22 protein-coding genes are annotated in these 23,887 nt (G+C 59.1%); 9 read left to right on the forward strand and 13 right to left on the reverse strand.

What is annotated here, in order from left to right; translation table 11 throughout:
- Positions 1 to 61 precede the first annotated feature (61 nt).
- The 7 genes from PPTH39_RS09995 to PPTH39_RS10025 all read right to left on the reverse strand — a co-directional run bounded on the left by PPTH39_RS09995 (position 62) and on the right by PPTH39_RS10025 (position 9,834).
- The gene (locus PPTH39_RS09995) at positions 62 to 1,159 is read right to left on the reverse strand and encodes a DUF1513 domain-containing protein (RefSeq protein ID WP_095003362.1); all 1,098 of its coding nucleotides are present in this window, start codon (positions 1,157 to 1,159) and stop codon (positions 62 to 64) included.
- A gap of 14 nt (positions 1,160 to 1,173) precedes the next feature.
- Complete coding sequence (locus tag PPTH39_RS10000; RefSeq protein WP_095019400.1) at positions 1,174 to 2,238, reverse strand: imelysin family protein; 1,065 nt, start codon at positions 2,236 to 2,238, stop codon at positions 1,174 to 1,176.
- Positions 2,239 to 2,264: 26 nt separating this feature from the next.
- Positions 2,265 to 3,680, reverse strand: coding sequence for a di-heme oxidoreductase family protein (locus tag PPTH39_RS10005; RefSeq protein WP_095019401.1), 1,416 nt, complete (start codon positions 3,678 to 3,680; stop codon positions 2,265 to 2,267).
- Between the two features lie 946 nt (positions 3,681 to 4,626).
- Positions 4,627 to 5,973 (reverse strand): imelysin family protein, encoded by a 1,347-nt coding sequence (locus PPTH39_RS10010; RefSeq protein WP_095003032.1) that lies wholly within the window; start codon positions 5,971 to 5,973, stop codon positions 4,627 to 4,629.
- Positions 5,974 to 6,134: 161 nt separating this feature from the next.
- Positions 6,135 to 8,210 carry a putative bifunctional diguanylate cyclase/phosphodiesterase gene (locus PPTH39_RS10015; protein WP_416068813.1) on the reverse strand — a complete coding sequence of 692 codons (2,076 nt, stop codon included), beginning with the start codon at positions 8,208 to 8,210 and terminating at the stop codon, positions 6,135 to 6,137.
- Positions 8,211 to 8,429: 219 nt separating this feature from the next.
- On the reverse strand, positions 8,430 to 9,026 hold the full coding sequence (locus tag PPTH39_RS10020) for a superoxide dismutase (RefSeq protein WP_130871924.1): 597 nt from the start codon (positions 9,024 to 9,026) through the stop codon (positions 8,430 to 8,432).
- Positions 9,027 to 9,231: 205 nt separating this feature from the next.
- Positions 9,232 to 9,834 (reverse strand): LysE/ArgO family amino acid transporter, encoded by a 603-nt coding sequence (locus tag PPTH39_RS10025; RefSeq protein WP_095003035.1) that lies wholly within the window; start codon positions 9,832 to 9,834, stop codon positions 9,232 to 9,234.
- Positions 9,835 to 9,937: 103 nt separating this feature from the next.
- Between PPTH39_RS10025 and PPTH39_RS10030 the strand changes: the two genes are divergently transcribed.
- The 4 genes from PPTH39_RS10030 to PPTH39_RS10045 all read left to right on the forward strand — a co-directional run bounded on the left by PPTH39_RS10030 (position 9,938) and on the right by PPTH39_RS10045 (position 14,304).
- On the forward strand, positions 9,938 to 10,834 hold the full coding sequence (locus PPTH39_RS10030; protein WP_130871925.1) for a LysR family transcriptional regulator ArgP: 897 nt from the start codon (positions 9,938 to 9,940) through the stop codon (positions 10,832 to 10,834).
- A 38-nt stretch (positions 10,835 to 10,872) separates the two neighbouring features.
- On the forward strand, positions 10,873 to 11,871 hold the full coding sequence (locus tag PPTH39_RS10035) for an NAD-dependent epimerase/dehydratase family protein (protein ID WP_130871926.1): 999 nt from the start codon (positions 10,873 to 10,875) through the stop codon (positions 11,869 to 11,871).
- A 29-nt stretch (positions 11,872 to 11,900) separates the two neighbouring features.
- Positions 11,901 to 12,722 carry an ATPase gene (locus tag PPTH39_RS10040; protein WP_095027034.1) on the forward strand — a complete coding sequence of 274 codons (822 nt, stop codon included), beginning with the start codon at positions 11,901 to 11,903 and terminating at the stop codon, positions 12,720 to 12,722.
- A 259-nt stretch (positions 12,723 to 12,981) separates the two neighbouring features.
- Positions 12,982 to 14,304: an MFS transporter gene (locus PPTH39_RS10045; RefSeq protein ID WP_095003039.1), complete on the forward strand. Its 1,323-nt coding sequence runs from the start codon at positions 12,982 to 12,984 to the stop codon at positions 14,302 to 14,304.
- A gap of 82 nt (positions 14,305 to 14,386) precedes the next feature.
- Here the strand turns inward: PPTH39_RS10045 and PPTH39_RS10050 are convergent, their stop codons facing one another.
- Positions 14,387 to 15,142: a COG4705 family protein gene (locus PPTH39_RS10050; RefSeq protein WP_095019407.1), complete on the reverse strand. Its 756-nt coding sequence runs from the start codon at positions 15,140 to 15,142 to the stop codon at positions 14,387 to 14,389.
- Between the two features lie 379 nt (positions 15,143 to 15,521).
- Here PPTH39_RS10050 and PPTH39_RS10055 point away from each other — a divergent pair, with 379 nt between their 5' ends.
- Positions 15,522 to 15,818 carry a hypothetical protein gene (locus PPTH39_RS10055; RefSeq protein WP_095003040.1) on the forward strand — a complete coding sequence of 99 codons (297 nt, stop codon included), beginning with the start codon at positions 15,522 to 15,524 and terminating at the stop codon, positions 15,816 to 15,818.
- A 188-nt stretch (positions 15,819 to 16,006) separates the two neighbouring features.
- Positions 16,007 to 16,627 carry a flavin reductase family protein gene (locus PPTH39_RS10060; RefSeq protein ID WP_095003041.1) on the forward strand — a complete coding sequence of 207 codons (621 nt, stop codon included), beginning with the start codon at positions 16,007 to 16,009 and terminating at the stop codon, positions 16,625 to 16,627.
- Here the strand turns inward: PPTH39_RS10060 and PPTH39_RS10065 are convergent, their stop codons facing one another.
- Both PPTH39_RS10065 and PPTH39_RS10070 read right to left on the reverse strand, forming a co-directional pair.
- Positions 16,628 to 16,861, reverse strand: coding sequence for a hypothetical protein (locus tag PPTH39_RS10065; protein WP_095003042.1), 234 nt, complete (start codon positions 16,859 to 16,861; stop codon positions 16,628 to 16,630).
- 34 nt (positions 16,862 to 16,895) lie between these two features.
- Positions 16,896 to 17,210 (reverse strand): putative quinol monooxygenase, encoded by a 315-nt coding sequence (locus PPTH39_RS10070; RefSeq protein WP_095003043.1) that lies wholly within the window; start codon positions 17,208 to 17,210, stop codon positions 16,896 to 16,898.
- 319 nt (positions 17,211 to 17,529) lie between these two features.
- On the opposite strand from PPTH39_RS10070, the gene PPTH39_RS10075 reads away from it, so the two are divergent.
- Entirely contained in the window at positions 17,530 to 18,459 is a 930-nt protein-coding gene (locus PPTH39_RS10075; RefSeq protein ID WP_095003044.1) for an AraC family transcriptional regulator, read from the forward strand.
- On the opposite strand, the gene PPTH39_RS10080 is transcribed toward PPTH39_RS10075, so the two are convergent.
- Positions 18,454 to 20,085 (reverse strand): 5-guanidino-2-oxopentanoate decarboxylase, encoded by a 1,632-nt coding sequence (locus PPTH39_RS10080; protein ID WP_130871927.1) that lies wholly within the window; start codon positions 20,083 to 20,085, stop codon positions 18,454 to 18,456. The genes PPTH39_RS10075 and PPTH39_RS10080 overlap by 6 nt on opposite strands.
- Positions 20,086 to 20,196: 111 nt before the next feature.
- On the opposite strand from PPTH39_RS10080, the gene PPTH39_RS10085 reads away from it, so the two are divergent.
- Together PPTH39_RS10085 and PPTH39_RS10090 are read left to right on the forward strand one after the other, a co-directional pair.
- A complete protein-coding gene (locus PPTH39_RS10085; protein ID WP_095025568.1) occupies positions 20,197 to 21,081 on the forward strand; it encodes a LysR substrate-binding domain-containing protein in 885 nt (294 codons plus the stop codon).
- 141 nt (positions 21,082 to 21,222) lie between these two features.
- Complete coding sequence (locus tag PPTH39_RS10090) at positions 21,223 to 22,275, forward strand: Fic family protein (RefSeq protein ID WP_095003047.1); 1,053 nt, start codon at positions 21,223 to 21,225, stop codon at positions 22,273 to 22,275.
- Between the two features lie 3 nt (positions 22,276 to 22,278).
- Here the strand turns inward: PPTH39_RS10090 and PPTH39_RS10095 are convergent, their stop codons facing one another.
- Both PPTH39_RS10095 and PPTH39_RS10100 read right to left on the reverse strand, forming a co-directional pair.
- Complete coding sequence (locus PPTH39_RS10095; RefSeq protein ID WP_130871928.1) at positions 22,279 to 22,896, reverse strand: NAD(P)-dependent oxidoreductase; 618 nt, start codon at positions 22,894 to 22,896, stop codon at positions 22,279 to 22,281.
- 29 nt (positions 22,897 to 22,925) lie between these two features.
- A complete protein-coding gene (locus tag PPTH39_RS10100) occupies positions 22,926 to 23,810 on the reverse strand; it encodes an MBL fold metallo-hydrolase (RefSeq protein ID WP_130871929.1) in 885 nt (294 codons plus the stop codon).
- Positions 23,811 to 23,887 lie beyond the last annotated feature (77 nt).

Raw genomic sequence — 23,887 nt, forward strand, 5'->3', positions numbered from 1 at the left:
CTGCTGCGCAGCCGGACGCAGCCTCTTTCCTTAGGCAGCGACTACAAGTGTTTCTGCAGCTCTACATGATATGCAAATGGTTGTCCCAAAGCCCCGAGGGTAAATCCAATGGCTTGGCTATCAGCTCGCTCTGACGGCAATCGTAGAAACGGCAACGGCCCTGGCCGGACGTAACCACAAAGCCATCCTCCACTGCACCCACCCCAGCACAATCCGGTAATGGCGCATCCAGGCGCAGCACGCCACTGTCCAGGTCCCAGATAAAGAACCGATTGCCCCGCGGAGCCGTCAGCGCAACCAGACGCAACTCACTGTGAACCGCGACACTGGCGGTGTAATGGCCCATGGCGCGCAGTTGCTGCTCGGCCACCGGGAAGGGTTCGAATGGCTGGCCGGGACGCTTGATGGCCAACAGTTCCGACAACTCATGGGCATCCCCCATAAATTGCTGGCAAGCGACGATGGTGCCGTCACTGGCAATGCCCAAATGGCGCACACTGTTCATCTGCTGGCTCAGGGTTTCCTGGCTGATCAGGCTGCCATCACGGTGCATCAGCACCAGGCTGGGTTCCATCGCGTTCAGGTTCATTTCGACCCGGCTTTCGGCTTCGGTACGAATACCGCCGTTGGCCACCACCAGTGTTTCACCGTCAGGCATCCACGACACCTGATGCGGGCCGACGCCGTGGGTGGGAATTTCACCGCTGTGGATCAGGCGCTCGCCTTCAAAGCGATAAACCCCAAGCAAGCCACGGCCCGGATCAGTGGTGTCGTTTTCAGTGGTGTACAGCCACTCGCCGTCTTTATGGATGACCGCGTGCCCATAAAAATGCCTGTTGGGCCGGGACGTCAGGGTTTGCAGCAACTCCCCGTCTGTCAGGCTGATCAGGTAGCTTTCGGTACCGGGGCGCCGCGCCACGAACAGGGCAATGGGCAGTGTCGGATGGTTAATGATGTCATGGCAGCGCTGGCCGACCCGGGTGCTGAACACCTGAGTGCCATCCAGACGATAACCAACAGCCAGGTGATTGCCGTCTGCATCGTCGCGGGCACTCAGCAGCAACGGGCTTTGGCCTTTCTGTTTAAACAGTGACCAACCGCCCAGCGTGATTGCGCTGAGCAATAAGCCACCAAGCTTGAGTGCTTGCCTGCGCATCATCGAACCTTCCTTTATCAATCGCCGTCGTTGGCGTTAAAGCCCAGCTGGATGCCCAGGGCCTTGGCCAGTTCGCCTTCGTGCAGGCGGTGAACCACGTTGAGGCTGTCGTAGATGGCGTTGAGCTGGGCGCGCCCGGCATCGTCAGCCAGCAACTCGTTGAGGGTGCGCTGGTTGTCATTGAACAGCTTGAGCGAGGTGGCGTAGGCCGCGTCGATCTTGTCAGCCAACGGCTTTTGTTCAGCGGGTAGCAGGCTGCGCAGGCCCTTGTTGTCGACACCGGCCCAAACGGTCTGGGCTGCGGCCAGGCTGGCGGCCAGGCTTTTGAGTGACGACTCGCTGCGCCATGCATCAGCCTGGAACGGTTGCGGGATGCCTTTGCTCTGGCGGCCCATTGGCGTGCCGAGTTTTTTCTTCAGGGTATCGAGTGCGGTGACCTGCACGCGCAGCACGTCAGCGATGGCTTCGTGGGAGTCGGCGTAGCGCTGGTTGGGGAACTTGCTCATTTGCGCGAGCATGCCGTCCGTGCTGTTCCAGCTGGCCAGAATCTCTTCGGCCAGTTGCTTCTGACGTTCGCCGATGGCAGTCAGCAGCGGGCAGTAACGGGCTTTTTGCGCATCGTCGGCCAGGTTGATATTGCTGTCGAACAGAATGTATTCGTAGGCAGACAGGCCTTGCACCACAACGCTGGACTTGGCCAGGGCCACGGCATCGATCTGCGGCTGAGCGATCACCAGTTGTTCGACCTGACGGCCGACCAGGTTCTTTTTGTCCGGCCAGAACTGTACCTGCCACGAACGATTACCCTCGGCCAGAGGCCCGATCAGCAAAGGTTGCAGCTCGGCCCAGGCTCTTTGCGCATGCAGGAAGTCGGCGCGGGCCGTTTCCAGGGTTTCCTTGCCCTGGCAGTAGGCCAGTGCGCTGACGGCCAACTGGCGGTCAGCTTCAACCCAGCGGCTGTAGGTAGGCAGGATCACTTGTTTGGCGATGGCTGCCGAGGTGACGGCCTGCGGGTCTTGTGGCGAGCAGGCCGCCAGGGCGATGGCGGCAAGGCTGGTGAACAACAGCTTGGGTCGAAACATGTCGGGGTCCCCGATCTTGTAAAGCGTTAAAGAGAGTTCAGGAACGCCAGCAACGCAGCGCGTTGCTCGGCATTAAAGCGTAACACCTGCTGCCTGGCCGGTTCGGCCTCGCCGCCATGCCAGAGCACGGCTTCCAGCAGGTTGCGGGCACGACCATCGTGCAAAAACTGGGTGTGGCCACTTACCGCCTGGGTCAAGCCGATTCCCCACAACGGCGGCGTACGCCAGTCCTGGCCGCTGGCGGCGAATTCGCTGCGGTTATCGGCAAGGCCCGGGCCCATGTCGTGCAGCAGCAAGTCGCTGTAGGGGTGGATGACCTGATTGGCCAGCTCGGGCTCGGCGGCGTTGGCCGATGTGGTGAACGTTGGCGTATGGCATGAGTTGCAGCCGGCCTGGTAGAACAGGTTTTTCCCGGCCAGCACCTGGGGTGCGCCGACATCACGGCGGGCGGGTACGGCCAGGTTACGAGTGTAGAACTCCACCAGGCGCAGAATGTTGTCGCTGACCTCGGGTTCGCCATCGGGGCCATTGCCGTTGGGCGCCTCGAGGCAGGCAGTTTGGGCCTTGGTGCAGTCATCGAAGGGCCTCAGGGAAGTCGTGAGCCCCATATCACCAGAAAAAGCGTGAACATTTTGTTGATTGAGGTTCGGTTGCCCGGCTTTCCAGCCAAAACGACCCAACACTGTCTTTTGTTGCGCGTCATCCCACACCCAGTTTGGGCGCCCGGCAATACCCTCACGTTTGTCGGCATTGGCCAGAATGGCTTCGTTGGGAATGGCCTCGAGCAGCCCCAGGCCGATCATCGGGGGTGCAATGCGGGCCGACATGCGGGTGTCGGGATGCATCGGGCCATAACCCAGCTGGGTAATCTGCAGGGTGGGCTTGCGCAGTTCGACTTCAGTGCCGTCCTTGAAACGCACGGTGACCGGCTCGTAATCGACCCGAACCTTGCCTTCGGGAGCTACACCGGGCACGGCCATATCCTGCAACTGGCCACCATAGACCGGCTCGGGCACGATGCCTGCTTGCTCGATCAGCGTGGCGTAAGCAGGGTCGTTGGGGATCGACAGGCGCACCAGCATCGACACCGAGTTCTTGGCGCCCGGAGCGGGAGGGTGGCCGCGACCATCCTTGATGTGGCAGTTCTGGCAGCCGTTGGTGTTGAACAACGGGCCCAGGCCATCACGGGCGGTGGTGGTGGACGGGGCTATGACCCAGGGGCTGCGAAAGAAGCTGTTGCCGACGCTGAAATCCAGGCGCCGGGTGGGCGACAAGTTGGCCGAAGGCATGGAAAACGAGTTCTGATCGGTTTTGCGCACCGTAGTAGCCCCGCCTGAGCGGGCTTCGCCGGGCTCGGGTTTGGTAAAGCGCGGGGCATTATCACAACCGCCAAGGCACAGGGCCATGAGCAGCAGAGACAGGCGAAGAGGCAACGAAGGCATCAAACGTCCAGATCAGCGAGCAAAATCGAGGGCGCAAAGTTTAGCAGGGAAGGGGAATTGAAATAAGAGGGATTAGCGTTTGCTGTGACTTGGGGCAGACAAATGACCCTGTAGAAACTCTGTTGCCGATCAAGCCCGCCTGTTGTTCGCAAATCCCTCATCCAAACCGGCCGCTCGATCGCCTCGGCCGCTTTTGATCTGGCTTTTGATTTTGATCTGCTGGCCCCATCGGCAGGCCGAGTGGAGGTTCTGCGCAGTGGGTCGACCGGCATGGCTGCCGGGAGAGCCGCGATGGGCCATGGATGGCCCGTGGCGGCGTGCCCACGGAGCGGGACCGGAGCGAGGGAACCTGAGCGCAGCGAAGGCCGTACGCCAGGGGCAAGCCTTTTTGGTTACTTTTTCGGCGTCTGGAAAAAGTGACTCGCTGTAAGAGCGAAACCAATATCCCAGTTAGACATGAATGCCGGATATGTACTCAAAGTTCAAGTTAGAGCCACCAAGTACATATCCATTCGATGTGCCACGGCTCTCTACGGGTTCCGCCCTTACGGCGGCTCACTTTTGTCAAACAGCCACAAAAGTAAGCAAAAAGGCCTTGCCCTACCATACGGCCGCCTCGCCAAGGCTCGCCGGTGCCCTCACTCCGGCACTGTTATGGGGGCACGCCGCGACGGGCCATCCATGGCCCATCGCGGCTGGCGCGGCGTCCTGCCGCGCCACCCCCATAACAGCACCTGCGTTCGGCCTTCTGTGAGGGGCATTCACGTCGCTTGGCTAATCGAGTGGCCACAGCAAAAGCAAAGGCAAAGGCAAAGGCAAAGGCAAAGGCAAAACCTTGTCGTAGCGAGCAGGCTCGATGTTGAAGTTCTCTTGCTCCCGCCGAAGCGGCCTACAAAAAAGGCGACCCGAAGGTCGCCTTATTGTTCATTCACTCAAACGTTGCAGATCAGAAATCGTGATCGGCGTTGTCCGGGTTCAGGTCGCTGATGCCCAGCTTGCCAGCGGCTTGCTCGATGGCACCGGTCTGCTTGACCAGGGCAGCGATGGCATCACGCACAACCTGGTTGCCCGCAGCGTTGTCAGCTGCGATCAACTGGTCGTAGTGCTCGCCCTTGTTGGCGCGGTCAACCATGACCTGGATCTTGGCTTCGGTGTCGGCCAGATCGGATTTGAGCGTGGCGTCGGTAGCCGGGTCAATGACCACCACCAGCGACGACAGGCTTGGGCCGGTCATTTTTGTGCCGTCAGCACGCACGTACTCACCCAGATACACGTTGCGAATGCCCTTGGCATCGTAGAAGTGCGAGTTGTGGGTGTTGTCGCTGAAGCAGTCCTGCTCGTCTTCAGGGGAGTTGGCTTCCAGGGACACTTTCATCCGCTCGCCGGCCAGTTCACCCAGCGACAGGCTGCCCATGCCGAACAGCATTTTGCGCAGGCCGTTTTGTACCGGCTCGGCTTCCAGCGTAGCGCGGTAGTTGTCAGCCACGTTTGGTGCCCAGTTGCCGACCATTTCGTTGAGGTCGTTGACCAGCAGCTGGGTCACGGCTTTCAGATAGGCGCGACGACGATCGTTATGACCACCGGTGGCGCCTTCGCCTTCCAGGTAGTCCGAAGCAGGACGGTTGCCTGCACCCGGGCCCGTACCGTTGAGGTCCTGGCCCCACAGCAGGAATTCGATGGCGTGGTAGCCGGTGGCTACGTTGGCTTCGGAGCCGCCCAGCTCGTTGAGGCTGGCCAGGGTTTCCGGGGTGATTTCGGTTACGTCGACCTTGTCTTCACCAATCTGGATCTGGGGGTTGGCGATGATGTTGGCGTTGGCACCCGGGTTGCCCAGTGCGCCGGCGTAGTTGGCGTCAACGTAGTCGATCAGGCCTTCGTCCAGGGGCCAGGCATTCACCTGGCCTTCCCAGTCATCGATGATGGTGTTACCGAAGCGGAACACTTCGCTCTGCAGGTAAGGCACGCGAGCTTCAACCCAGGCGGCACGGGCAGCTTTGAGGGTCTCGTCGTTGGGCTTGGCCAGGAATGCATCGATGGCGGTTTGCAGTTTCTTGGCAGTGCTTTCGGCATCGCTGTACACGGCGTGAACCATGTCGGCGTAATGGGCAACGACGGCCTTGGCGGCAGCTTCGTCGACTTTTGCCGCCGTGATGTCAGTGGCAGGCGTCGCGGTACTGGTGGCGGCTGCTGGCGTAGGGGTTGCTGCGGTTTTTTCCTTGTCCTTGTCGCCACAGCCGGCGAGTGAGATAGCAATGGCCAGCAGACTGGCGGTAGCCAGAGGCATACGAATCATGGCGAAAATCCTGCTTCGAGAGGTGGGACAAGCGTGCGGCTGCACGCGAAACTGCCACATGATGCGAAAGATATGCATTTTCTGTAAAGGGCTACTGTTGGAAATATTTCTTATTTACTTCAGCTCTGCCCCGGGTCTTTCGTGAATCTCGAAATAAGGACTTACATAATGACGGCCTTGTTACGTCGGGCCTGCTTGAGATAAGCCACCAGCTCCCGTGTCCCAAGGGGTTTGCTGTACAGGTAGCCCTGGCCTTCATGGCAGCCCTCGGCGATCACATAGGCTTCCTGTTCGACCGTTTCGACACCTTCGGCGATGACCTGCATGCCAAGGCTTTTACCGAGCTGGATGATGGCGCGCACGATGGTGGCATCGTCACCGTCATCAATGAGGTCCTGCACAAAGCTTTTATCAATCTTGATTTTGTCCAGCGGCAGGCTTTTGAGGTAACTCAGGGATGAATAACCGGTACCGAAATCATCAATCGCAATCAATGCACCGGAGCGTCGCAGGCTCAGCAGGTGCTGGGCGGCGGTGCTGATGTCTTTCATCAGGCTGGTTTCAGTCACTTCCAGCTCAAGGCTGCGCGGGGCCAGGCGGTGGCGTTGCAGCAGGTTGTTGACCACCCGGGGCAGGTCTATGTGGTGCAACTGCACGGTGGACAGGTTGACGGCCATGCGCAATTCACTGAAACCCAGGTCGTGCCATTCGCGCAGCTGGCCGCAGGCCTGGTCCAGCGCCCATTCGCCAATGGCAATGATGCTGCCGTTTTTCTCGGCCAGCGGGATGAACAGGTCGGGCGGCACCATGCCGTGCTCCGGATGCTGCCAGCGCAGCAGGGCTTCTACGCCGACCACGCGGTGATCGCTGTAGCGGATCTGCGGTTGATAGACCAGGTAAAGCTGGTTGCACAGCAGGGCTTCGCGCAGGTCTTTTTCCAGTTCGCGCATGCGTCGCATCTCGCGGTCGACGCTGGCGATATAAAACTGATAACGGCTGCGCGAATAGCTTTTGGCCAGGGTCATGGTCTGTTCGGCTTTTTGCAGCAACTGCTCGGTGGTATCGCCGTCTTCAGGGAACAGGGTGATGCCGATGGTGGCGCGCAGGCGGATATTTTGCTGGTCAAGGCTGAGCGGCGATTCGAGGTCGTCGAGAATGCTCTGGGCCAGTTCGGCAGCCTCATAGGGCTGTTCGATATGGGCCTGCACCAGGGCAAACTGATCGCCGCCCAGACGCCCAAGCGCACCGAGGCTGCCGCTGTGGGCGCGCAAACGGTCGGCCAGGGCCTGGAGCAACTGGTCGCCGGTTTGATAACCAAACTGTTCGTTGATGCCCTTGAAGTCGTCCAGGCCCACGCACAGCACGGCGACACGCCGTTGCAGGCGGCCGGCATCGGTGAGGATCTTGCCCAGTTGCCCCTGCAATTGCTGGCGGTTGGGCAGGCCGGTCAAAAAGTCGTACTGGGCCATGCGCAGCAACGAACTTTCGGCTTCGTGACGCAAACGGTTGTTGCGCTCGATCGAGGCCAGCAACTGGTTGGATGTATTGACCCACACCCCTAGCTCGTTGTGCTCGTGGCCCTTGAGCAGAGGGATCACATGTTCGCTGGGGCGATCGGGATTGATGCTGGTCAGGTGCCCGATGATTTTTGACAGCGGCTTGGTCAGCAGCCAGTGATAGACCAGATACAACACCAGCCCCATGAGCAGAGCGCGCAACAGGCCGGAAAACAGCATCACCGCCGAATCGGTCAACAGGCCCTGACCGTAAGTTGCGGTGTCGAGGGTGATGCTCAGGTCGCCGTAGTACTCGCTGTATGGGCCTTGGCCAACTAACGGAATGCGGAACCTGTGCTCCTGACCCAGTATCAGGTCGGTCACCCAGCGGCTCGATGAGCTTTGCAACTCGCGGTTTTTTTCGGCCAGCGGCGCTTCATTGGGATGGCCGATGGCAGCCTTGCGCACCGCCGGATCCTGGAACAGACCTTCGATAACCTGCATGGCCATATCGCGATCCAGGCTGTAAAGCGCCTGGGTTGAGGGGTCGCGAAACATGTCGAGGATTCGTTCGGCATCTGCCGTAACGGCTTGTCGGACTTTGTAGGCGTCGAACACGATCTGTGCGCAGCTCAGCACGCCTCCAACGACCACTGCTGAAAGCAGCACGATGCGGAGCAACTTGAGTGACAAGCTGTTTTTGAATTGCCGCTTCAAAGCGCTATTCCCTGTTCCTGCCATTAATGCCTGTGGCCTTGTATGTGAACGATTTTTTGCCAGAGTGCAAGTGACCAATGTGCAGCGCTTGTAACGGCTACTGTGTCGGTATCTTCACCTTGAACTTGAGGCGCAGCCTGAAAAATTCCCGCCGCTTTCATACTAGCTGGCCCGGATTGGATGGGCTTTTTAGCAAGCCAAAAAAAACCCGGCAATGCCGGGTTTTTTTATCTGGAGCGAGACTTAGGCAGTGAAGGGTTTGCCTTCGAACTGCTCAGCAACGAACTTCCAGTTAACGAGGTTCCAGAACGCTTCTACATACTTCGGACGCACGTTGCGGTAGTCGATGTAGTAGGCGTGTTCCCAAACGTCGCAGGTCAGCAGCGGGGTGTCGCCGCTGGTCAGCGGGTTGCCGGCGCCGATGGTGCTGGCCAGGGCCAGGGAACCGTCAGCTTTCTTCACCAGCCAGCCCCAGCCGGAGCCGAAGGTGCCGATGGAAGTCTTGCTGAATTCTTCTTTGAACTTGTCGAACGAACCGAAGGCAGCGTTGATGGCATCAGCCAGCGCGCCAGTCGGTTGGCCGCCGGCGTTTGGCGCCAGGCAGTTCCAGTAGAAGGTGTGGTTCCAGACCTGAGCGGCGTTATTGAAGATACCGCCCGAAGAGGTTTTGACGATCTCTTCCAGGGTTTTGCCTTCGAACTCGGTGCCTGGCACCAGGTTGTTCAGGTTCACGACGTAGGTGTCGTGGTGCTTGTCGTGGTGAAACTCCAGGGTTTCTTTGGAGATGTGCGGCTGCAGGGCATCGTGTGCGTACGGCAGCGGCGGCAATTCGAAAGCCATGATGATTCTCCTAATCAGGTCAGTTGCGATGAGCGCAAGGCCGATCACGGGCGGCCAAACACGCGCCGATGAGTTTTTACTCTTTGCGGCGCAGGGTCAGGATCATAGCACCGGGGTGACGGCATAACCACGCGACAACTGTGTGGGATAGACGTTTCAGCACATGTGGGACTATTTTTTTTTGCCTGTGGGAACAGGGTTATGCTCAGCCTGAAACAATTAACTGCAGCGCCACTGCATACATCATCACCGCTACCAGCAAGTCCAGGATACGCCAGGTGTTTGGCCGTGCCAGCCACGGTGCAAGCCAGGCCGCACCCAGCGCCAGGGTGAAAAACCACATCAGCGAAGCACTGGCCGCGCCCACCACATAAGCGCCGGGCACGCTTTGCTGGGCGCCAAGGGAACCGATCAGCAACACTGTATCAAGGTAAACGTGGGGGTTGAGCAGGGTGACGGCCAGTGCGCTGAGCATCACTGCCTTGAGCGAGCGAGCAGTCTGGCTGGCAGAATGCTCAAGGCTCGATGTGGAAAACGCCCGGCGCAGTGCCTGGGTGCCGTACCAGAGTAAGAACACCGCCCCGCCCCAGCGCGCAACACTGAGTAATAGCGGGTTTTGCGCCAGAAGGGTCGCCAGGCCAAACACCCCGGCCGCCACCAGCAGGGCATCGCACACTACGCAAAATGCCGCCACGGGCAGGTGGTGTTCACGGCGCAGGCTTTGCGCCAGCACAAAGGCATTCTGGGTGCCGATGGCCATAATCAGGCCGAACGCGACCAACAGGCCATTAAGGTAGCTTTGCCACATAAGGATTACTCGTTGTACTGCAGGCGGGGTTGCTGCTGGCTATTCTCCTGCCCTTGGATGTATAAGAAAAACCAATATTGCTGATCGCTCATTAGGAAAACTGATGTTCGACTATAAGTTGCTCTCGGCCCTGGCCGCCGTTGTGGAACAGGCCGGTTTTGAACGGGCGGCGCAGGTGCTTGGGCTGTCCCAATCGGCCATCTCCCAGCGCATCAAATTGCTTGAAGCCCGTATCGGCCAGCCGGTGCTGGTACGCGCGACGCCGCCAAGCCCGACCGAAATCGGCCGGCGCCTGCTCAACCATGTACAGCAAGTGCGTTTGCTGGAGCGTGACTTGCAAAGTGCGGTGCCGGCGCTGGACGATGAAGGTTTGCCCGAGCGCCTGCGCATCGCCTTGAATGCCGACAGCCTGGCCACCTGGTGGGCGCCGGCCGTGGGGGATTTTTGCGCCGAGCAGCACCTGTTGCTGGACCTTGTGGTTGAGGATCAGACCGTTGGCCTCAAGCGCATGCGCGCCGGCGAAGTGGCTGCCTGCCTGTGTGCCAGTGAACGGCCGGTCGCCGGGGCCCGCAGCGTGCTGCTGGGCGCCATGCGTTACCGCGCGCTGGCCAGCCCGGCGTTTATCGCCCGGCATTTTCCGGATGGCGTCAGCGCTGCGCAGTTGCCCAAGACCCCTGCGCTGGTGTTTGGCCCGGATGATTTTCTGCAACATCGTTACCTGGCGGCACTGGGGGTGGACGGCGGCTTCGAGCACCATTTGTGCCCATCCTCAGAAGGCTTCATTCGTTTGACCGAGGCCGGTCTTGGGTGGGGGCTGGTGCCTGAGCTGCAAGTGCGCGAACAATTGGAAAATGGCAGCCTGGTGGAGCTTTTGCCAGATAAGCCCATCGACGTGCCATTGTACTGGCATCATTGGCGCAATGGCGGACAACTGCTGGGGCAACTGACCGAACATTTATCGCGTTCGGCTAGTGCCTTTGGCCTGATAACCGGCGTTTAAAGAGCAAGCAGCACGAATTACAGCATTTGGAGTGATTGATGAAGATTCTGGTCACCGGCGCAAGCGGCTTCATTGGCGGACGCTTTGCGCGTTTTGCCCTGGAGCAGGGCTTTGACGTACGGGTCAGCGGGCGTCGGGCCGAAGGTGTCGAACACCTAGTACGACGCGGCGCTGAATTTATCCCGGGTGATTTGACCGATGGCCTGCTGGTGCGCGACTTGTGCGTGGATGTCGATGCGGTGGTGCATTGTGCGGGGCATGTGGGTGCCTGGGGGCGCTACCAGGACTTCCACCGCGACAACGTGCTGGTGACTGAAAACGTAGTTGAAGCCTGTCTGAAACAGCGGGTGCGGCGTCTGGTGCATTTGTCATCGGCAGCGTTGTACTTCGATGGTCGCAACCACACCGACCTGACCGAAGAACAGTTGCCCAAGCGCTTCAGGCACCCTTTTGCCGCCACTAAAAACCTGGCGGAGCAGAAGGTGTTCGGTGCCCAGGAGTTTGGCCTTGAAGTGATTGCCCTGCGCCCGCGTTTTGTGACGGGGGCAGGGGACATGAGCCTCTTCCCGCGATTGATCAAACAGCAGCGCAAAGGTCGTCTGGCCATTGTTGGCAACGGTTTGAACAAGGTCGATTTCACCAGTATGCAAAACCTCAACGAAGCGCTGATGAGCAGCCTGTTGAGCAGTGCAGCGGCGTTGGGCAGGTGCTACAACATCAGTAATGGCACGCCGATACCGTATTGGGATGTGGTCAATTATGTGATGCGCCAGATGAACGTGCCGCAAGTGACCCGTTATCGTGGTTACGCCACGGCCTACAGCCGTGGCGCGCTTAACGAAGCTGCCTGCAAGTTATGGCCGGGGCAGCCCGAACCGTCACTCTCGCGTTTGGGGGTGCAGATCATGGATAAAGACTTTACCCTCGACATCAGCCGCGCCCGGCACTACCTCGACTACGATCCCAAGGTGAGTCTGTGGTCCGCGCTTGATGAATTCTGTGGTTGGTGGAAAGCTCAGGAATCCCCTTACCGCTAACCGCTTGCCGCCATTTTTAAAGGTTTACGATGCGTAACGATGCCCGCGACGACTTTGACAATGTGCCGACCCTTCGCGCCGATACCGATGACCATGACGAACCGGCGTCCAGCTTTGGTGCCCGTGAGCGCACTACGGTGTATTCGCGCAATACCCCGGTGATCAAGGTCAAGGGTCCGAGTACCGGGCCTTTGTGGGCCATGATCTGCGCCTTGCTGGTGGCCGTTGGCGGGCTGGGCTGGTGGAGCTTCCAGCAGATTTCGCTGATGGAGCAGCAGTTGGTGGCCACCCAGGAGAGCTTTGCCCGTATCAGCGAAGAGGCAGCCGGGCGCCTGCAGGCCATATCCGGCAAGGTGGTTGCCAGTGAATCGACAATCAACAATGGCAGCGAAGCCTTGAAGTTGCAGATCAAGCAGCTAGAAGAACAGCTGCTTGAGCAGAGCAAGCGTCAGCAAGGGCTGGTGGCGGGGCAGCAGGGGGATCTGGATCAGCGCTTTGAGCAAATCAATGCCGCGATGTTGATGCAAGTGACTGCCCAGAAAGAAAGCCAGGCCAGGCTCGAAGCCGATATCAAGAGTCTGGGTACTGAACTGGCCACGCTCAAGACAGGTGTCGCTCAACAGGCCACGGATGTGGCGGCCTTGAAGAAACAGGGCAACCCGGGCGCGGCGGTGGAGCGCCTGGAGCAGGATATGATCGTGCTCAAAAGCGAACTTGAGAACCGCCCCGCACCAGCTCAAGGTGCCAATGCTGCCGAGTTCGATGTGTTCCGTGCCCAGATGACGCGCAACATCAACACCCTGCAAAGCCAGATGCAGAACCTGCAGAAGCAGATCAGCGCTCGACCTTGAGCCTGTGCTGAGGGTTTGCCCCTCACCCCGGCCCTCTCCCGCAGGGAGAGGGGGCTGATGTGTGGCGTCAGTCATACCTGCATGTGCCTGTCGGCGGATTTCCGCTTATTGCAACGCTGAATATCAGCGGATTCCCGCCTACCCATCTCCCGCAAGCCATGTAAACCGTGGTCTCAAGCGTTGGCACAAGTTCTGCTATAGCCCAGCAAGCTCGCGTTTTGACGCGCTATAAAAAAACAATGAAAGAAGGATCCATTCAATGGATAACTCCAGCACCCTGCCTGCCGGGGCCGTGTCTGCGGCGCCTAAAGAAAAGACCACCTCCAGCCGTATCAAATCGATTTTCAGCGGTTCCGTCGGCAATATGGTCGAGTGGTACGACTGGTACGTTTACGCCGCGTTTTCGCTGTACTTCGCCAAGGCCTTCTTCCCCAAGGGCGACACCACCGCACAACTGCTCAACACCGCCGCGATCTTCGCCGTGGGCTTTTTGATGCGCCCGATCGGCGGCTGGCTAATGGGCCTGTACGCGGATCGCAAAGGCCGCAAGGCCGCGCTGATGGCTTCGGTCCTGTTGATGTGCTTCGGTTCGCTGGTAATTGCCCTGTCGCCGGGTTACGAAACCATCGGCGTGTGGGCGCCTGTCCTGCTGGTCTTCGCCCGCTTGCTGCAGGGCCTGTCGGTGGGTGGCGAATACGGCACCTCGGCCACTTACCTGAGTGAAATGGCGACCAAGGAACGTCGCGGTTTCTTCTCGAGCTTCCAGTATGTAACCCTGATCTCGGGGCAGCTTATCGCTTTGGGCGTGCTGATCGTGCTGCAACAGACCCTCACCGAAGAGCAACTGTACAGCTGGGGCTGGCGCGTACCGTTCGTGATCGGCGCCCTGTGTGCCGTGGTCGCGCTGTATCTGCGTCGAGGCATGGAAGAAACCGAGTCGTTCAAAAAAACCAGGGTCAAGCCTAAAGAAAGCGCCATGCGCACCCTGCTGCGCCACCCCAAAGAGCTGATGACCGTAGTTGGCCTGACCATGGGCGGCACGCTGGCGTTCTACACCTACACCACCTATATGCAGAAGTACCTGGTGAACACGGTGGGCATGAGCATCTCGGATTCCACCACCATCTCGGCCGCCACGCTGTTTCTGTTCATGTGCATTCAGCCGCTGGTGGGCGCGCTTTCCGACAAGATCGGCCGTCGTCCGATCCTGATCGCCTTCGGTGTACTGGGTACCCTGTTTACCGTACCGATCCTGACCACTCTGCACACCATTACCACCTGGTGGGGTGCGTTCTTCCTGATCATGGCCGCGCTGATTATTGTCAGTGGCTACACCTCGATCAACGCCGTGGTGAAAGCGGAACTGTTTCCCACGGAAATTCGCGCACTGGGTGTTGGTTTGCCTTACGCACTGACCGTGTCGATCTTCGGCGGTACAGCTGAATATATCGCTCTGTGGTTCAAGAGTGCAGGTATGGAAACCGGTTACTACTGGTACGTGACAGCTTGTATTGCCTGCTCGCTGGCGGTGTACGCCACCATGAAAGACACCCGCAAGCACTCGCGCATCGAGACTGACTGATCGCGCAGTAACACTCGTGGGAGCGAGCCTGCTCGCGAATAAACTTCGCGAGCAGGCTCGCTCCCACCATACCGGTTTACGGTCAGGACAGCTCAGCCACCCCAGGCTGGGTTTGTTTGTTTTTCAGATACGCCGCCCCGGCGATCATGGCCACCAATATCCCCGCCAATACCAGCGAAGAGCCGATGGTGCCGAAGTCCAGCCCACCCTTGTCCAGGGGTTTGGTCAGAAAGTCGCCCAGGGTTGCGCCAAACGGGCGTGTCAGCACGAATGCGATCCAGAACAGCAGCACCGACGAAATTTTGCTGAAGTAACGTGCCAGTACCACGACCCCGATGGTCGCCCCGATAAACAGTGCGCCGCCAGCAAAGCCCAGCCCCGAATCATCCGCCAGGTAGTCACCCAAGGCGGTTCCCAGGGTGTTGGAGAACAGAATCGCCATCCAGTAGAACATCTCGCCACGCCGGCTCTGCACCTGGCTGACATTGAGTGACTCGCCGCTCCATTTCCATAACGCGAATATCGCGATCAGCATCGACACCAGAATCAGCGAGCCAGTGGCATAGCCCAGGCCCAGCGTGCGATCCATAAAGTCCGACAGGGTGGTGCCGGCCGTGCTGGTGGACAGAATAACCAGCCAATACAGCACGGGGTTGTAGGTTTTGGAGAACAGCTGAGTCAATAAGGTCAGCACGAACACGCTGATCAGGATCATCGAGCTGATGGCATAGCCCACATTGAGAGTCATCGACAGCAAGTCGCCGGCGGTTTCGCCCAAGGTTGTGGCGCAAATTTTCATCACCCAAAACGCCAGGGTGATCTGAGGAAGTTTGTTCATTCGGTCAAAGCTCCAGTTTTCGAGGGGTGCAAAGCCGTTTTGATATCGGCTTTTTTGCCGGCTGAAGACTGGTGCTCGCGCAGCAAAAAATGGGTAATGGACTGATGAAAGCCTGTCTGTGAGTGCGATTTATTTGAATTAATAGTCAGTTAATTCTGTTAGCCCACTATCAATCTCAGCAACACCTCTATGGCCGGCAGAACATGTGTGCCGCCCCACAGGGAGCCGGACAGCGTCAGAAGCCTGGCTTTGCGTCGGCGTACACATCGAATTAATCGATTCTTTAGCGCTATTTTTTGCGCTTTTTAATCGAATTAATCGGCGTAGTCTTAAACCCATACCCACTGAACACCCCAAACACGAAACAAGGAGCTTTATCATGAAAACCAAACTTATCCTCGCTGCTGCTTTTTCTGCCCTGGCCTTCAACGCTTTTGCCGCCGATGGTTTCGATAAAACCCATTCGTCGAGCTTTGCTGAAGATGGCTACAGCCGTACAGGTTCTGCTGCAGTTGCTGCTGACGGTTATGACCGCACAGGTTCGGCTACGTTTGCAGAGGACGGCTACGACAAAACCGGCTCGGCCACCTTTGCAGAAGACGGTTTCAGCCGTACCAAATCGGACACCTTCGCTGCTGATGGCTACGATCGCACTCACGGCGCCCACTTCAGCTAACACCTGAATCAGGCACTCCAGCCCGGCCTTGGCCGGGCTTAGTCGTTTTTGGGGGTAAGACAGTGGAGATCCAATCCTTAGCAGCCTCGTTCCTACGGCAGTTGCTACAAAACCTCGCAAGCTTTTGTAATCCCGGCAAATGCCTTGCACTATAGGCCCTCTATCTCAGCCGTTTGCGGACACTTCCCATGCATGACGATATCCATTTCTATGAACCTTCCCAGGGCCACGGCCTGCCCCATGATCCGTTCAATGCCATAGTCGGCCCGCGACCTATCGGCTGGATTTCGTCACAGGATGCCCAGGGCCGTCTGAACCTTGCGCCTTACAGTTTTTTCAACGCGTTCAACTACATCCCGCCGATCATCGGGTTTTGCAGTGTGGGCCGCAAAGACAGTCTCAATAACATTGAACAAACCGGCGAGTTTGTCTGGAACCTCGCCACCCGGCCGCTGGCCGAAGCCATGAACCAGAGCTGTGCCATGGTTGGGCCCGAGGTCAATGAGTTCGAGCTGGCCGGGCTGAGCACCGTACCGTCACGGGTGATCAGCGTGCCACGGGTGGCCGAGACGCCGGTGTCGTTCGAATGCAAGGTCACCCAGATCATTCAGTTGCAACGGGCAGACAAGGAACTGGTGCCGAGCTGGCTGATTCTGGGGGAGGTGGTGGCGGTGCATATTGCCAGGCACCTGCTCAAGGACGGGATTTACGATACCGCGGCCGCCGAACCGATCCTGCGTGGTGGCGGCCCGGCGGACTACTTCCAGCTGGGCCCTGAAGCACTGTTCAAAATGCATCGCCCACGCTGATTACCAAACCAGTTCGGCGTCATCAGTGACGCCTTGCAGGGCTTCAAGTTGCTCGGCCGCGGCGGCATCGGCGGCGGTCGCAGTCTTGAAGGTGTGCTCGGTGAGAATTTTGTGAAAGCGCGGCGCTCCACCTTCGTACAAGGCTTTGACCGCAATCGCTGCGTGATAAACGCCGGGCTCAACCGGAACTACAGCTGATACCGCTTCAAACTGTGCAAATTCTTTACGCGCCATGCTTCAACTCCCGGCCTATGGAAAAACCGGCATTCTACCTGTTCAGCCCGCCCACATCGCTGAAGGTCTGAAAATCGAGACTGTCCACCACTTGCTGGTGCACCAGCGCGCCGTATATTTCCATGAGCGATGAATTGAAATACGCGAGCATCGAGGGTTCATCCTGCCAATAGCCCGCCACCTGCCACAGCTGCGGGTCGTTATCACAATGCTGCAAGGCAAAGTGCAGGCAGCCGGGGGTCTGGAGCGTCGGTTCGATCAACTGGCTCAGGCAAGCCTCGACCCGGGCCGAACACCCTGCGCGGGCGCGAACCAGTGTCAAATGACTGACGGCATTAAGCTGGGGCATGCAGGCCTCCACAAAGCAAAGTGGTGTTGGGGGGAGGTTCAAAGCTTAGGGGCCGGCCCCTGTACGCCGTTAGTCGATTCCTGCCCCAGGCTTGCACGATTCTGCAAAAGCGCACCGAACCGCTGCCTCATGGCATGATCGGGCAAAGGGCCAGTTCATCAGGGTTTCGAGCAAGGTCAAGCGTCTGCAACGGCTTGGGCAGGCCTGTGCCTTCAGGCAATGACAGGATCAGGCAAGACAACGACAGAAATCAGCTACCCCTTGGCCTTGCACAAACTTAAGCTGTGCCTGCCCTGTTGCTTTGATGAGGATGCAACCCATGTCACTGCTGGAACCGCCGCGACCCGCGCTCGAGCCCGCGCTTGAAAAACAGCGCGTGGAACTGGCTGACCTGATTTTTCGCCATGCCCCGCAAGACGGTTCGTTCACCACCGGTGTCGACGCGCTGTTTGTGTCGCGCCACAGTCATCCCAGCGATTTCGCTCCCAGCCTGCCAAAACCCGCGCTGTGCATCATGGCCCAGGGGCGCAAGGAGGTGCGTCTGGCGGACGAGTACTTTGCCTACGACCCGCTCAATTATCTGGTGGTGTCCGTGTCGATGCCGATCAGTGGCCGGGTGCTGGAAATCTCCCCCGAACACCCGGTACTGGCCTTGCGTCTGGATATCGATCCGGTGGAAATCACCACGTTGATCAGCGATGCCGGCCCCCTGGGCGTGCCGTCGCGACCCACCGGGCGCGGGCTGTATGTTGAGCCTATAGACCAGCCAATGCTCGACGCAGTCTTGCGTCTGACACGTCTGCTCGACACACCCAAAGACATTGCCATGCTGGCGCCATTGATTCGCCGTGAGATTCTGTATCGGTTGTTGCGCAGCCCCCAGGGCTATCGCTTGTATGAAATCGCCAGCCAGAACAGCCAGAACCATCGCGTCAGCCGAGCTATTTCCTGGCTTAACGGCAACTTTGAGCAGCCGCTTCGTATCGACAGCCTGGCGCGCGAAGCCAATCTCAGCGTGTCGACCTTGCACCACAGGTTCAAGGCCATGACCGCCATGAGCCCGTTGCAGTACCAAAAGCAGCTGCGTCTCAACGAAGCCCGGCGACTGATGCTCAGCGAGGGGCTCGATGCCTCGGCGGCGGGTTACCGTGTGGGTTACGAAAGCCCGTCGCAGTTCAGCCGCGAGTACAGCCGCCAGTTTGGCGCGCCCCCGGTTCGAGACCTGGCGCGCCTGCGCATGAGCCTATAGCGCCAGCAATTCTTGCCAGCGCGCCTCGTCGATTTCAATCACGCTTGGCCCCAGGCGGTCGGCGGCACTGGCCAGGGCGGCGCGCAATTGCGCCTCGCCCTCGACCACCTGCGCGGCGCAGCCCAGCGCCTTGGCCACAGCGATAAAGTCCGGGGTGTAGATATCGACCCCCACGGGTTCGATGGCGCGATTGAGCATGTATTTTTTGATCTCACCATAGCCCTGGTTATTCCACAGCAGTACGATGATCGGGGTTTGCGCTTCCACTGCGCTGGCCAGTTCGGCGAGGGTAAATTGCAGTCCGCCATCACCTGTCAGGCACAGCACCGGGCCACCCGTTTTGCCATTGGCCCGCCGCCCCAACCAGGCCCCCACTGCCGCTGGCAGGGCGTAGCCGAGGGTGCCGTAGCCGGTCGATGAGTTAAACCAGCGCCGTGGTTGCTCGGGGTTAAACGTCAGGTTGCCGGTGTACACCGGCTGAGTCGAATCGCCGACGCACACGGCATCCGGTAGAACATCGAAAACCGCCTGCAAAAAACGCGTCTGGGCGCGGGTCGGGGCATCCCATTCGGTGGCCAACTGCGTCTGCAGACGGCTGACCCGCACAGCTCCCCACTGCGGATCCCGTGCTGGCAACTGCGCCAGACTTGCCACTAATGCCTCGCTCGCCAGGTTGGCATCGGCCACCAGCGCCAGGGTCGGCGGGTAATTGCGTACGGTCTGGTCCGGGTCGATATCAATACGCAGCAACGCGCCCGGGATCTTGAAGCCGCCAGCAAAAGTCACATCGTAATCGGTCTCGGCCAACTCGGTGCCGATCGCCAGCACCACATCCGCTTCGGCCACCAGCGCGCGGGTGGCGACCAGGGTTTGGGTCGAGCCGATCAACAGCGGGTGAGAGGAGGGCAGCATGCCCTTGGCGTTGATGGTCAGGGCCACCGGCGCGCCCAGTCGCTCGGCCAGTTGCAACAGGGCTGGCGCTGCATCGATGGCGCCGCCACCCGCCAGAATCAGCGGGTGTTTGGCCTGGGCCAGAAGCTGGCCCATCTGTTCAATGGCAGCAGGCGCGGCGCCGGGGCGGGCAATGCTCACCGGTTGGCTGGCGAGCAGGGCGTCGGCATTCTCCACCAGCACGTCCAGAGGTATTTCAATATGCACCGGCCGCGGTCGGCCGGCCTGAAACAGGGCAAAGGCCCGGGCCAGTACGCCTGGTAGTTCCGTCGCCGACATCAGCGTATGGGAAAACGCCGCCACCCCGGCCACCAGCGCGCTCTGGTTCGGTAGCTCGTGCAGCTTGCCGCGCCCGCCGCCCAGTTGGCTGCGCGACTGCACACTGGAAATCACCAGCATCGGGATCGAGTCGCCATAGGCCTGGCCCATTGCGGTGGTGATATTGGTCATTCCCGGCCCGGTGATGATAAAACACACCCCCGGTTTGCCGCTGGTGCGTGCATAGCCGTCGGCCATAAAGCCAGCACCCTGCTCATGACGCGGGGTGATGTGGTTGATCGTCGAACCGGCCAGCCCTCGATACAGCTCAACGGTATGCACTCCCGGAATGCCGAACACCTGTTCGACCCCGTACGCCTCCAGCAACTTGACCAATACTTCGCCGCACGTCGCCATGTGTCCTGTTCCTTTTTTGTTCTGGAAAAGACCATTGAAACGGCCGGCTGTGGTACGCACAACGCAAACGTGCTCATACTAGCCATGTCCTGGACTCATGGCTGACCATTGATGAAACGCCTTCCACCACTTCCTGCGCTGCATACGTTTTTGATCACGGCCCAGTGCTGCAACTTCACCCGTGCCGGCGAACAGTTGCATATCACCCAAGGGGCGGTGAGCCGACAAATTGCCGGGCTGGAAGAGCATCTGGGTTACCCGCTGTTCCACCGCCAGGCCCGTGGCCTGAGCCTGACCGAGCAGGGCCAGGCGCTGTACCCGCGTATCGAACAGGTATTCGACCTGATTGGCGAGGCCGTGGAATACGCCAGCATTCGCCGTACCCCGCTGCAGATCAAGGCACCCACCTGCATGCTGCGCTGGCTGCTACCCAAATTGCTGCATTGGCAAACATTGCGCCCGGATGTGCCGGTGGAACTGACCAGTAGTGTGCAGCACGGGGTGGATTTTCGCCGTGAGGCGTTTGATGCGGCAGTGGTGTACAGCCCGCAGCCAGGGCCCAAGCGACAGGGCAGGCACCTGTTTGACGAACAACTGACCCCGGTGTGTGCCCCGCAGCTGCTGGAGGGTCGCGATGCCATCAACCAGCTGGGCGATCTGACGCAGCACACCCTGCTACATCCCAGCCGAGACCAGCAGGACTGGACCCAGTGGCTGAATGCGGCGGGAGGCGAGGTGTCGGCGATCCGCAAGAGCCAGTACTTCGACACCCTGGACCTGGCCATGACCGTTGCCGCCCAGGGCAACGGTGTTGCGATAGGCGACTGGTCATTGATTGGCGACGACCTCAAGGCAGGCCGACTGGCCATGCCTTTCGATTTCAAAGTGCATACCGGCGCCGCCTACCTGCTGGTGTGCTCACCACGCCACGAGGCGTCGGCGCCGTTGCGCGAGTTGCTGGACTGGCTGGTGGAGCAGACGCGCTGCACGGATTAACCCTGTATCGATACAGCCCATTCTCCTGGTGCGGAAAAAATCGCTGTAACAGTTTAAAGGGGGTATTTCTTGAGTAAATGGGGTAAAAACAGTCAATAAAGCCCCATTTAATCCTTTGGATTACCCTATTTAAGGACGTTTATGCACTCGCTCACCGTCGAACATCTGACCCAACTTCGCTTTGACGGCCTGCAGCTTTCAACCCTGAGGGCGCTGGGCGAGTACAGGGGCAAGCAAAAGCTGTTTGTCGCCCAATCGGCAGAAGCGCTCGCAGATCTCAAGCAGCAGGCAGTAATTGAGTCCGCAGAATCATCCAGCCGTCTGGAGGGCGTAATCGTTTCGCCCAGCCGCCTGAAATCCTTGATGATCAAAAATGCCCAGCCTAAAAGTCGCTCCGAGCAGGAAGTTGCCGGCTATCGGGATGCGCTGTCGCTGATACACGAAGCCTGCGATGCCATGCCTTTCTCGGAAGGCACGGTACGCCAGTTACATACGATTCTTTATCGATACTTGCCACAAGAGGGAGGCAGCTGGAAATCAACCAACAACGACATCATCGAGCGTCATCCTGATGGCAGTCTCAGGGTGAGATTCACACCCACTCCCGCTCATCTGACGCCGATGGCCATGAGTGATCTGCTAAGCCGCTATTACAGCGCAAATCAGCAAAAACTTGCCGATCCACTGGTTTTGGTTCCGTTGTGTGTTTTGGACTTTTTGTGTATCCACCCCTTTGCAGATGGCAACGGTCGCGTTGCACGCCTGCTGACTCTCTTGCTGCTCTATCAGTTTGATTACGTCGTAGGCCGTTTCATCAGCCTTGAGCGGATTTTTGAAGACAGCAAGGAGAGCTATTACGAAACCCTGGAGGCCAGTTCTGTTAATTGGCATTCAGGCACTCACGATGCAGGGCCTTGGCTCAATTACTTTTGGGGCGCGCTGATCAAAGCCTATAAAGAGTTTGAAGCGCGGGTTGGAACCATCGAGAAAAAGTACGGTAACAAGAGCAGCCGCGTTCGCATAGCCGTACTGAACCGTTCACTGCCTTTTTCAATCAGCGAGATTGAGCAGGCATGCCCCGGTACGAGCCGAGACACGGTGCGCCTGGTGTTACGCGCTTTGAAATCCGAAGGTTTGATTGAGTCCACCGGCAAGGGGCGAAGCGCGAAATGGCGCAATCGCCCCGTACCCTGAAACTTAATACCCCACCGTAAAGCGCTGGCGGGAATGCTTGGGCTGTTCGACCTCATCGAGCATGGCGATGGCAAAGTCGGCGAAGCTGATCCAGCTTTTGCCTTCGCTGTTGATCAGCAGGCGGTCGCTGCCCAGACGGAACTTGCCCGTGCGTTCGCCTTCGACAAATTCGGCCGAGGGTGACAGGAAGCTCCAGTCCAGGTCTTTTTCGCCGCGCAAGGTGTCGAGGTAGACGCCGCCTGCCGTGGCTTCAGGCCGGTATTCGTCGGGGAAGCCCGGGCTGTCGATGACTTTGGTGTCACCCGGCAGCAACAGTGAGCCTGCACCGCCCACAAACAGCAGGCGTTTGACCCCGGCTTTTTTTACCGGCTCGATAATGGCCGAGGCCGGCAGGGTCGAGAAATGCGCGGCGCTGAGCACCACATCATGGCCAGCAACGGCGTCCTGCAAGGCCTGGGCGTTGTTGACATCGACATCCTTGACCACCACCCCCGCACGCTCACCCAGTTTTTTCGAGGCATTGCGGGCAATGGCCGTGACGCTGTGACCACGACGCAGGGCTTCTTCCAGCAGTTGGCTGCCGGCACGACCGGTAGCCCCGATGATTGCGATTTTGCTCATGATATTCTCCAGTGAGTAGGTAGTAGCGTTCACCACTGCATTTCGCCTTTGGCCACCTTGGCACTCAGTTCCAGCGAAGATTCTTCGCCCAGGTCCGGGTAGCGTTTTTTCATGGCCGCTATCAATTCGCCCGAGTTGCGGGCCTTGAGCGCCTCTTCGTCAAACGCCTTGATGTAGTCGCGGGTGAAGTACACCGCTTTCAACGAGCGGTCGCTGTCACCCAGGTAATGGCCCGGTACCACGATTTTCGGTTGCAGGCTGTCGATACGTTTAAGGGTGGCCAGCCATTGCTTGTGCGATTGCGGTGTCTGGGTGTCGGCCATCCATACGTGCAGGTTGTCGGCCACTACCACTCCGCCCACCACCGCCTTGATGGAAGGGATCCATACAAAGGTGCGGTCCGGTTGACGTCCGCTCAGGCCGACGATATCCAGTTCACGCCCTTCAAGGTCCAGGGTGTTGCCCTTGAGCACCTGCGGCACGATCAACTGTTGCGGCATATCGGCCCCCATCTGCGGGCCCCAGAACGCCAGCTTGGCGTCTTTGGTCTGGTTGATATGCTCAACCACCGGCCCCGGGGCCACCACCTTGGCGTCAGGGAACGCCTGGGTCAGGGTCTCCAGGCCGAAGTAGTAGTCCGGGTCGCCGTGGCTGATATAGATGGTGGTCAAGTGTTTGCCGCTGGCGCGAATCTTGTCGACCACCTGGCGGGCCTGGGCCTTGCCAAACTGGGCATCGACCAGGATGGCGTCCTTGTCACCACTGATCAGCACCGAAGAAACCGGGAAAATCGCCGCTGCACCGGGGTTGTACACGTCAAGGGTCAAAGGCGCCGGGGCCGCCGCCGCATGGGCTGCAAAACCCAGCATTGCAGCGCTGAGGGCAAAACGGCGAAGGGTGGAAAATCCGCTCATGGGTGATTCCTGAATCAGTGGCCAGGGTTGGCGATGGACAGAGCTTAGTTGCCCGATCGCGAACTAAAAATGCGATG

The sequence above is a fragment of the Pseudomonas bubulae genome (assembly GCF_900618535.1).
Classification (GTDB): domain Bacteria; phylum Pseudomonadota; class Gammaproteobacteria; order Pseudomonadales; family Pseudomonadaceae; genus Aquipseudomonas; species Aquipseudomonas bubulae.

What these genes read in the sequence shown, in the direction of transcription:
- PPTH39_RS09995 (WP_095003362.1), bottom strand. Translation starts at nt 1,159, where the DNA reads ATGATGCGCAGGCAAGCACTCAAGCTTGGTGGCTTATTGCTCAGCGCA.
- PPTH39_RS10095 (WP_130871928.1), bottom strand. Translation starts at nt 22,896, where the DNA reads ATGAGCAAAATCGCAATCATCGGGGCTACCGGTCGTGCCGGCAGCCAA.
- PPTH39_RS10090 (WP_095003047.1), top strand. Translation starts at nt 21,223, where the DNA reads ATGCACTCGCTCACCGTCGAACATCTGACCCAACTTCGCTTTGACGGC.
- PPTH39_RS10035 (WP_130871926.1), top strand. Translation starts at nt 10,873, where the DNA reads ATGAAGATTCTGGTCACCGGCGCAAGCGGCTTCATTGGCGGACGCTTT.
- PPTH39_RS10030 (WP_130871925.1), top strand. Translation starts at nt 9,938, where the DNA reads ATGTTCGACTATAAGTTGCTCTCGGCCCTGGCCGCCGTTGTGGAACAG.
- PPTH39_RS10070 (WP_095003043.1), bottom strand. Translation starts at nt 17,210, where the DNA reads ATGCCCCAGCTTAATGCCGTCAGTCATTTGACACTGGTTCGCGCCCGC.
- PPTH39_RS10020 (WP_130871924.1), bottom strand. Translation starts at nt 9,026, where the DNA reads ATGGCTTTCGAATTGCCGCCGCTGCCGTACGCACACGATGCCCTGCAG.
- PPTH39_RS10000 (WP_095019400.1), bottom strand. Translation starts at nt 2,238, where the DNA reads ATGTTTCGACCCAAGCTGTTGTTCACCAGCCTTGCCGCCATCGCCCTG.
- PPTH39_RS10060 (WP_095003041.1), top strand. Translation starts at nt 16,007, where the DNA reads ATGCATGACGATATCCATTTCTATGAACCTTCCCAGGGCCACGGCCTG.
- PPTH39_RS10065 (WP_095003042.1), bottom strand. Translation starts at nt 16,861, where the DNA reads ATGGCGCGTAAAGAATTTGCACAGTTTGAAGCGGTATCAGCTGTAGTT.
- PPTH39_RS10055 (WP_095003040.1), top strand. Translation starts at nt 15,522, where the DNA reads ATGAAAACCAAACTTATCCTCGCTGCTGCTTTTTCTGCCCTGGCCTTC.
- PPTH39_RS10085 (WP_095025568.1), top strand. Translation starts at nt 20,197, where the DNA reads ATGAAACGCCTTCCACCACTTCCTGCGCTGCATACGTTTTTGATCACG.
- PPTH39_RS10040 (WP_095027034.1), top strand. Translation starts at nt 11,901, where the DNA reads ATGCGTAACGATGCCCGCGACGACTTTGACAATGTGCCGACCCTTCGC.
- PPTH39_RS10045 (WP_095003039.1), top strand. Translation starts at nt 12,982, where the DNA reads ATGGATAACTCCAGCACCCTGCCTGCCGGGGCCGTGTCTGCGGCGCCT.
- PPTH39_RS10005 (WP_095019401.1), bottom strand. Translation starts at nt 3,680, where the DNA reads ATGCCTTCGTTGCCTCTTCGCCTGTCTCTGCTGCTCATGGCCCTGTGC.
- PPTH39_RS10015 (WP_416068813.1), bottom strand. Translation starts at nt 8,210, where the DNA reads ATGGCAGGAACAGGGAATAGCGCTTTGAAGCGGCAATTCAAAAACAGC.
- PPTH39_RS10075 (WP_095003044.1), top strand. Translation starts at nt 17,530, where the DNA reads ATGTCACTGCTGGAACCGCCGCGACCCGCGCTCGAGCCCGCGCTTGAA.
- PPTH39_RS10025 (WP_095003035.1), bottom strand. Translation starts at nt 9,834, where the DNA reads ATGTGGCAAAGCTACCTTAATGGCCTGTTGGTCGCGTTCGGCCTGATT.
- PPTH39_RS10080 (WP_130871927.1), bottom strand. Translation starts at nt 20,085, where the DNA reads ATGGCGACGTGCGGCGAAGTATTGGTCAAGTTGCTGGAGGCGTACGGG.
- PPTH39_RS10100 (WP_130871929.1), bottom strand. Translation starts at nt 23,810, where the DNA reads ATGAGCGGATTTTCCACCCTTCGCCGTTTTGCCCTCAGCGCTGCAATG.
- PPTH39_RS10050 (WP_095019407.1), bottom strand. Translation starts at nt 15,142, where the DNA reads ATGAACAAACTTCCTCAGATCACCCTGGCGTTTTGGGTGATGAAAATT.
- PPTH39_RS10010 (WP_095003032.1), bottom strand. Translation starts at nt 5,973, where the DNA reads ATGATTCGTATGCCTCTGGCTACCGCCAGTCTGCTGGCCATTGCTATC.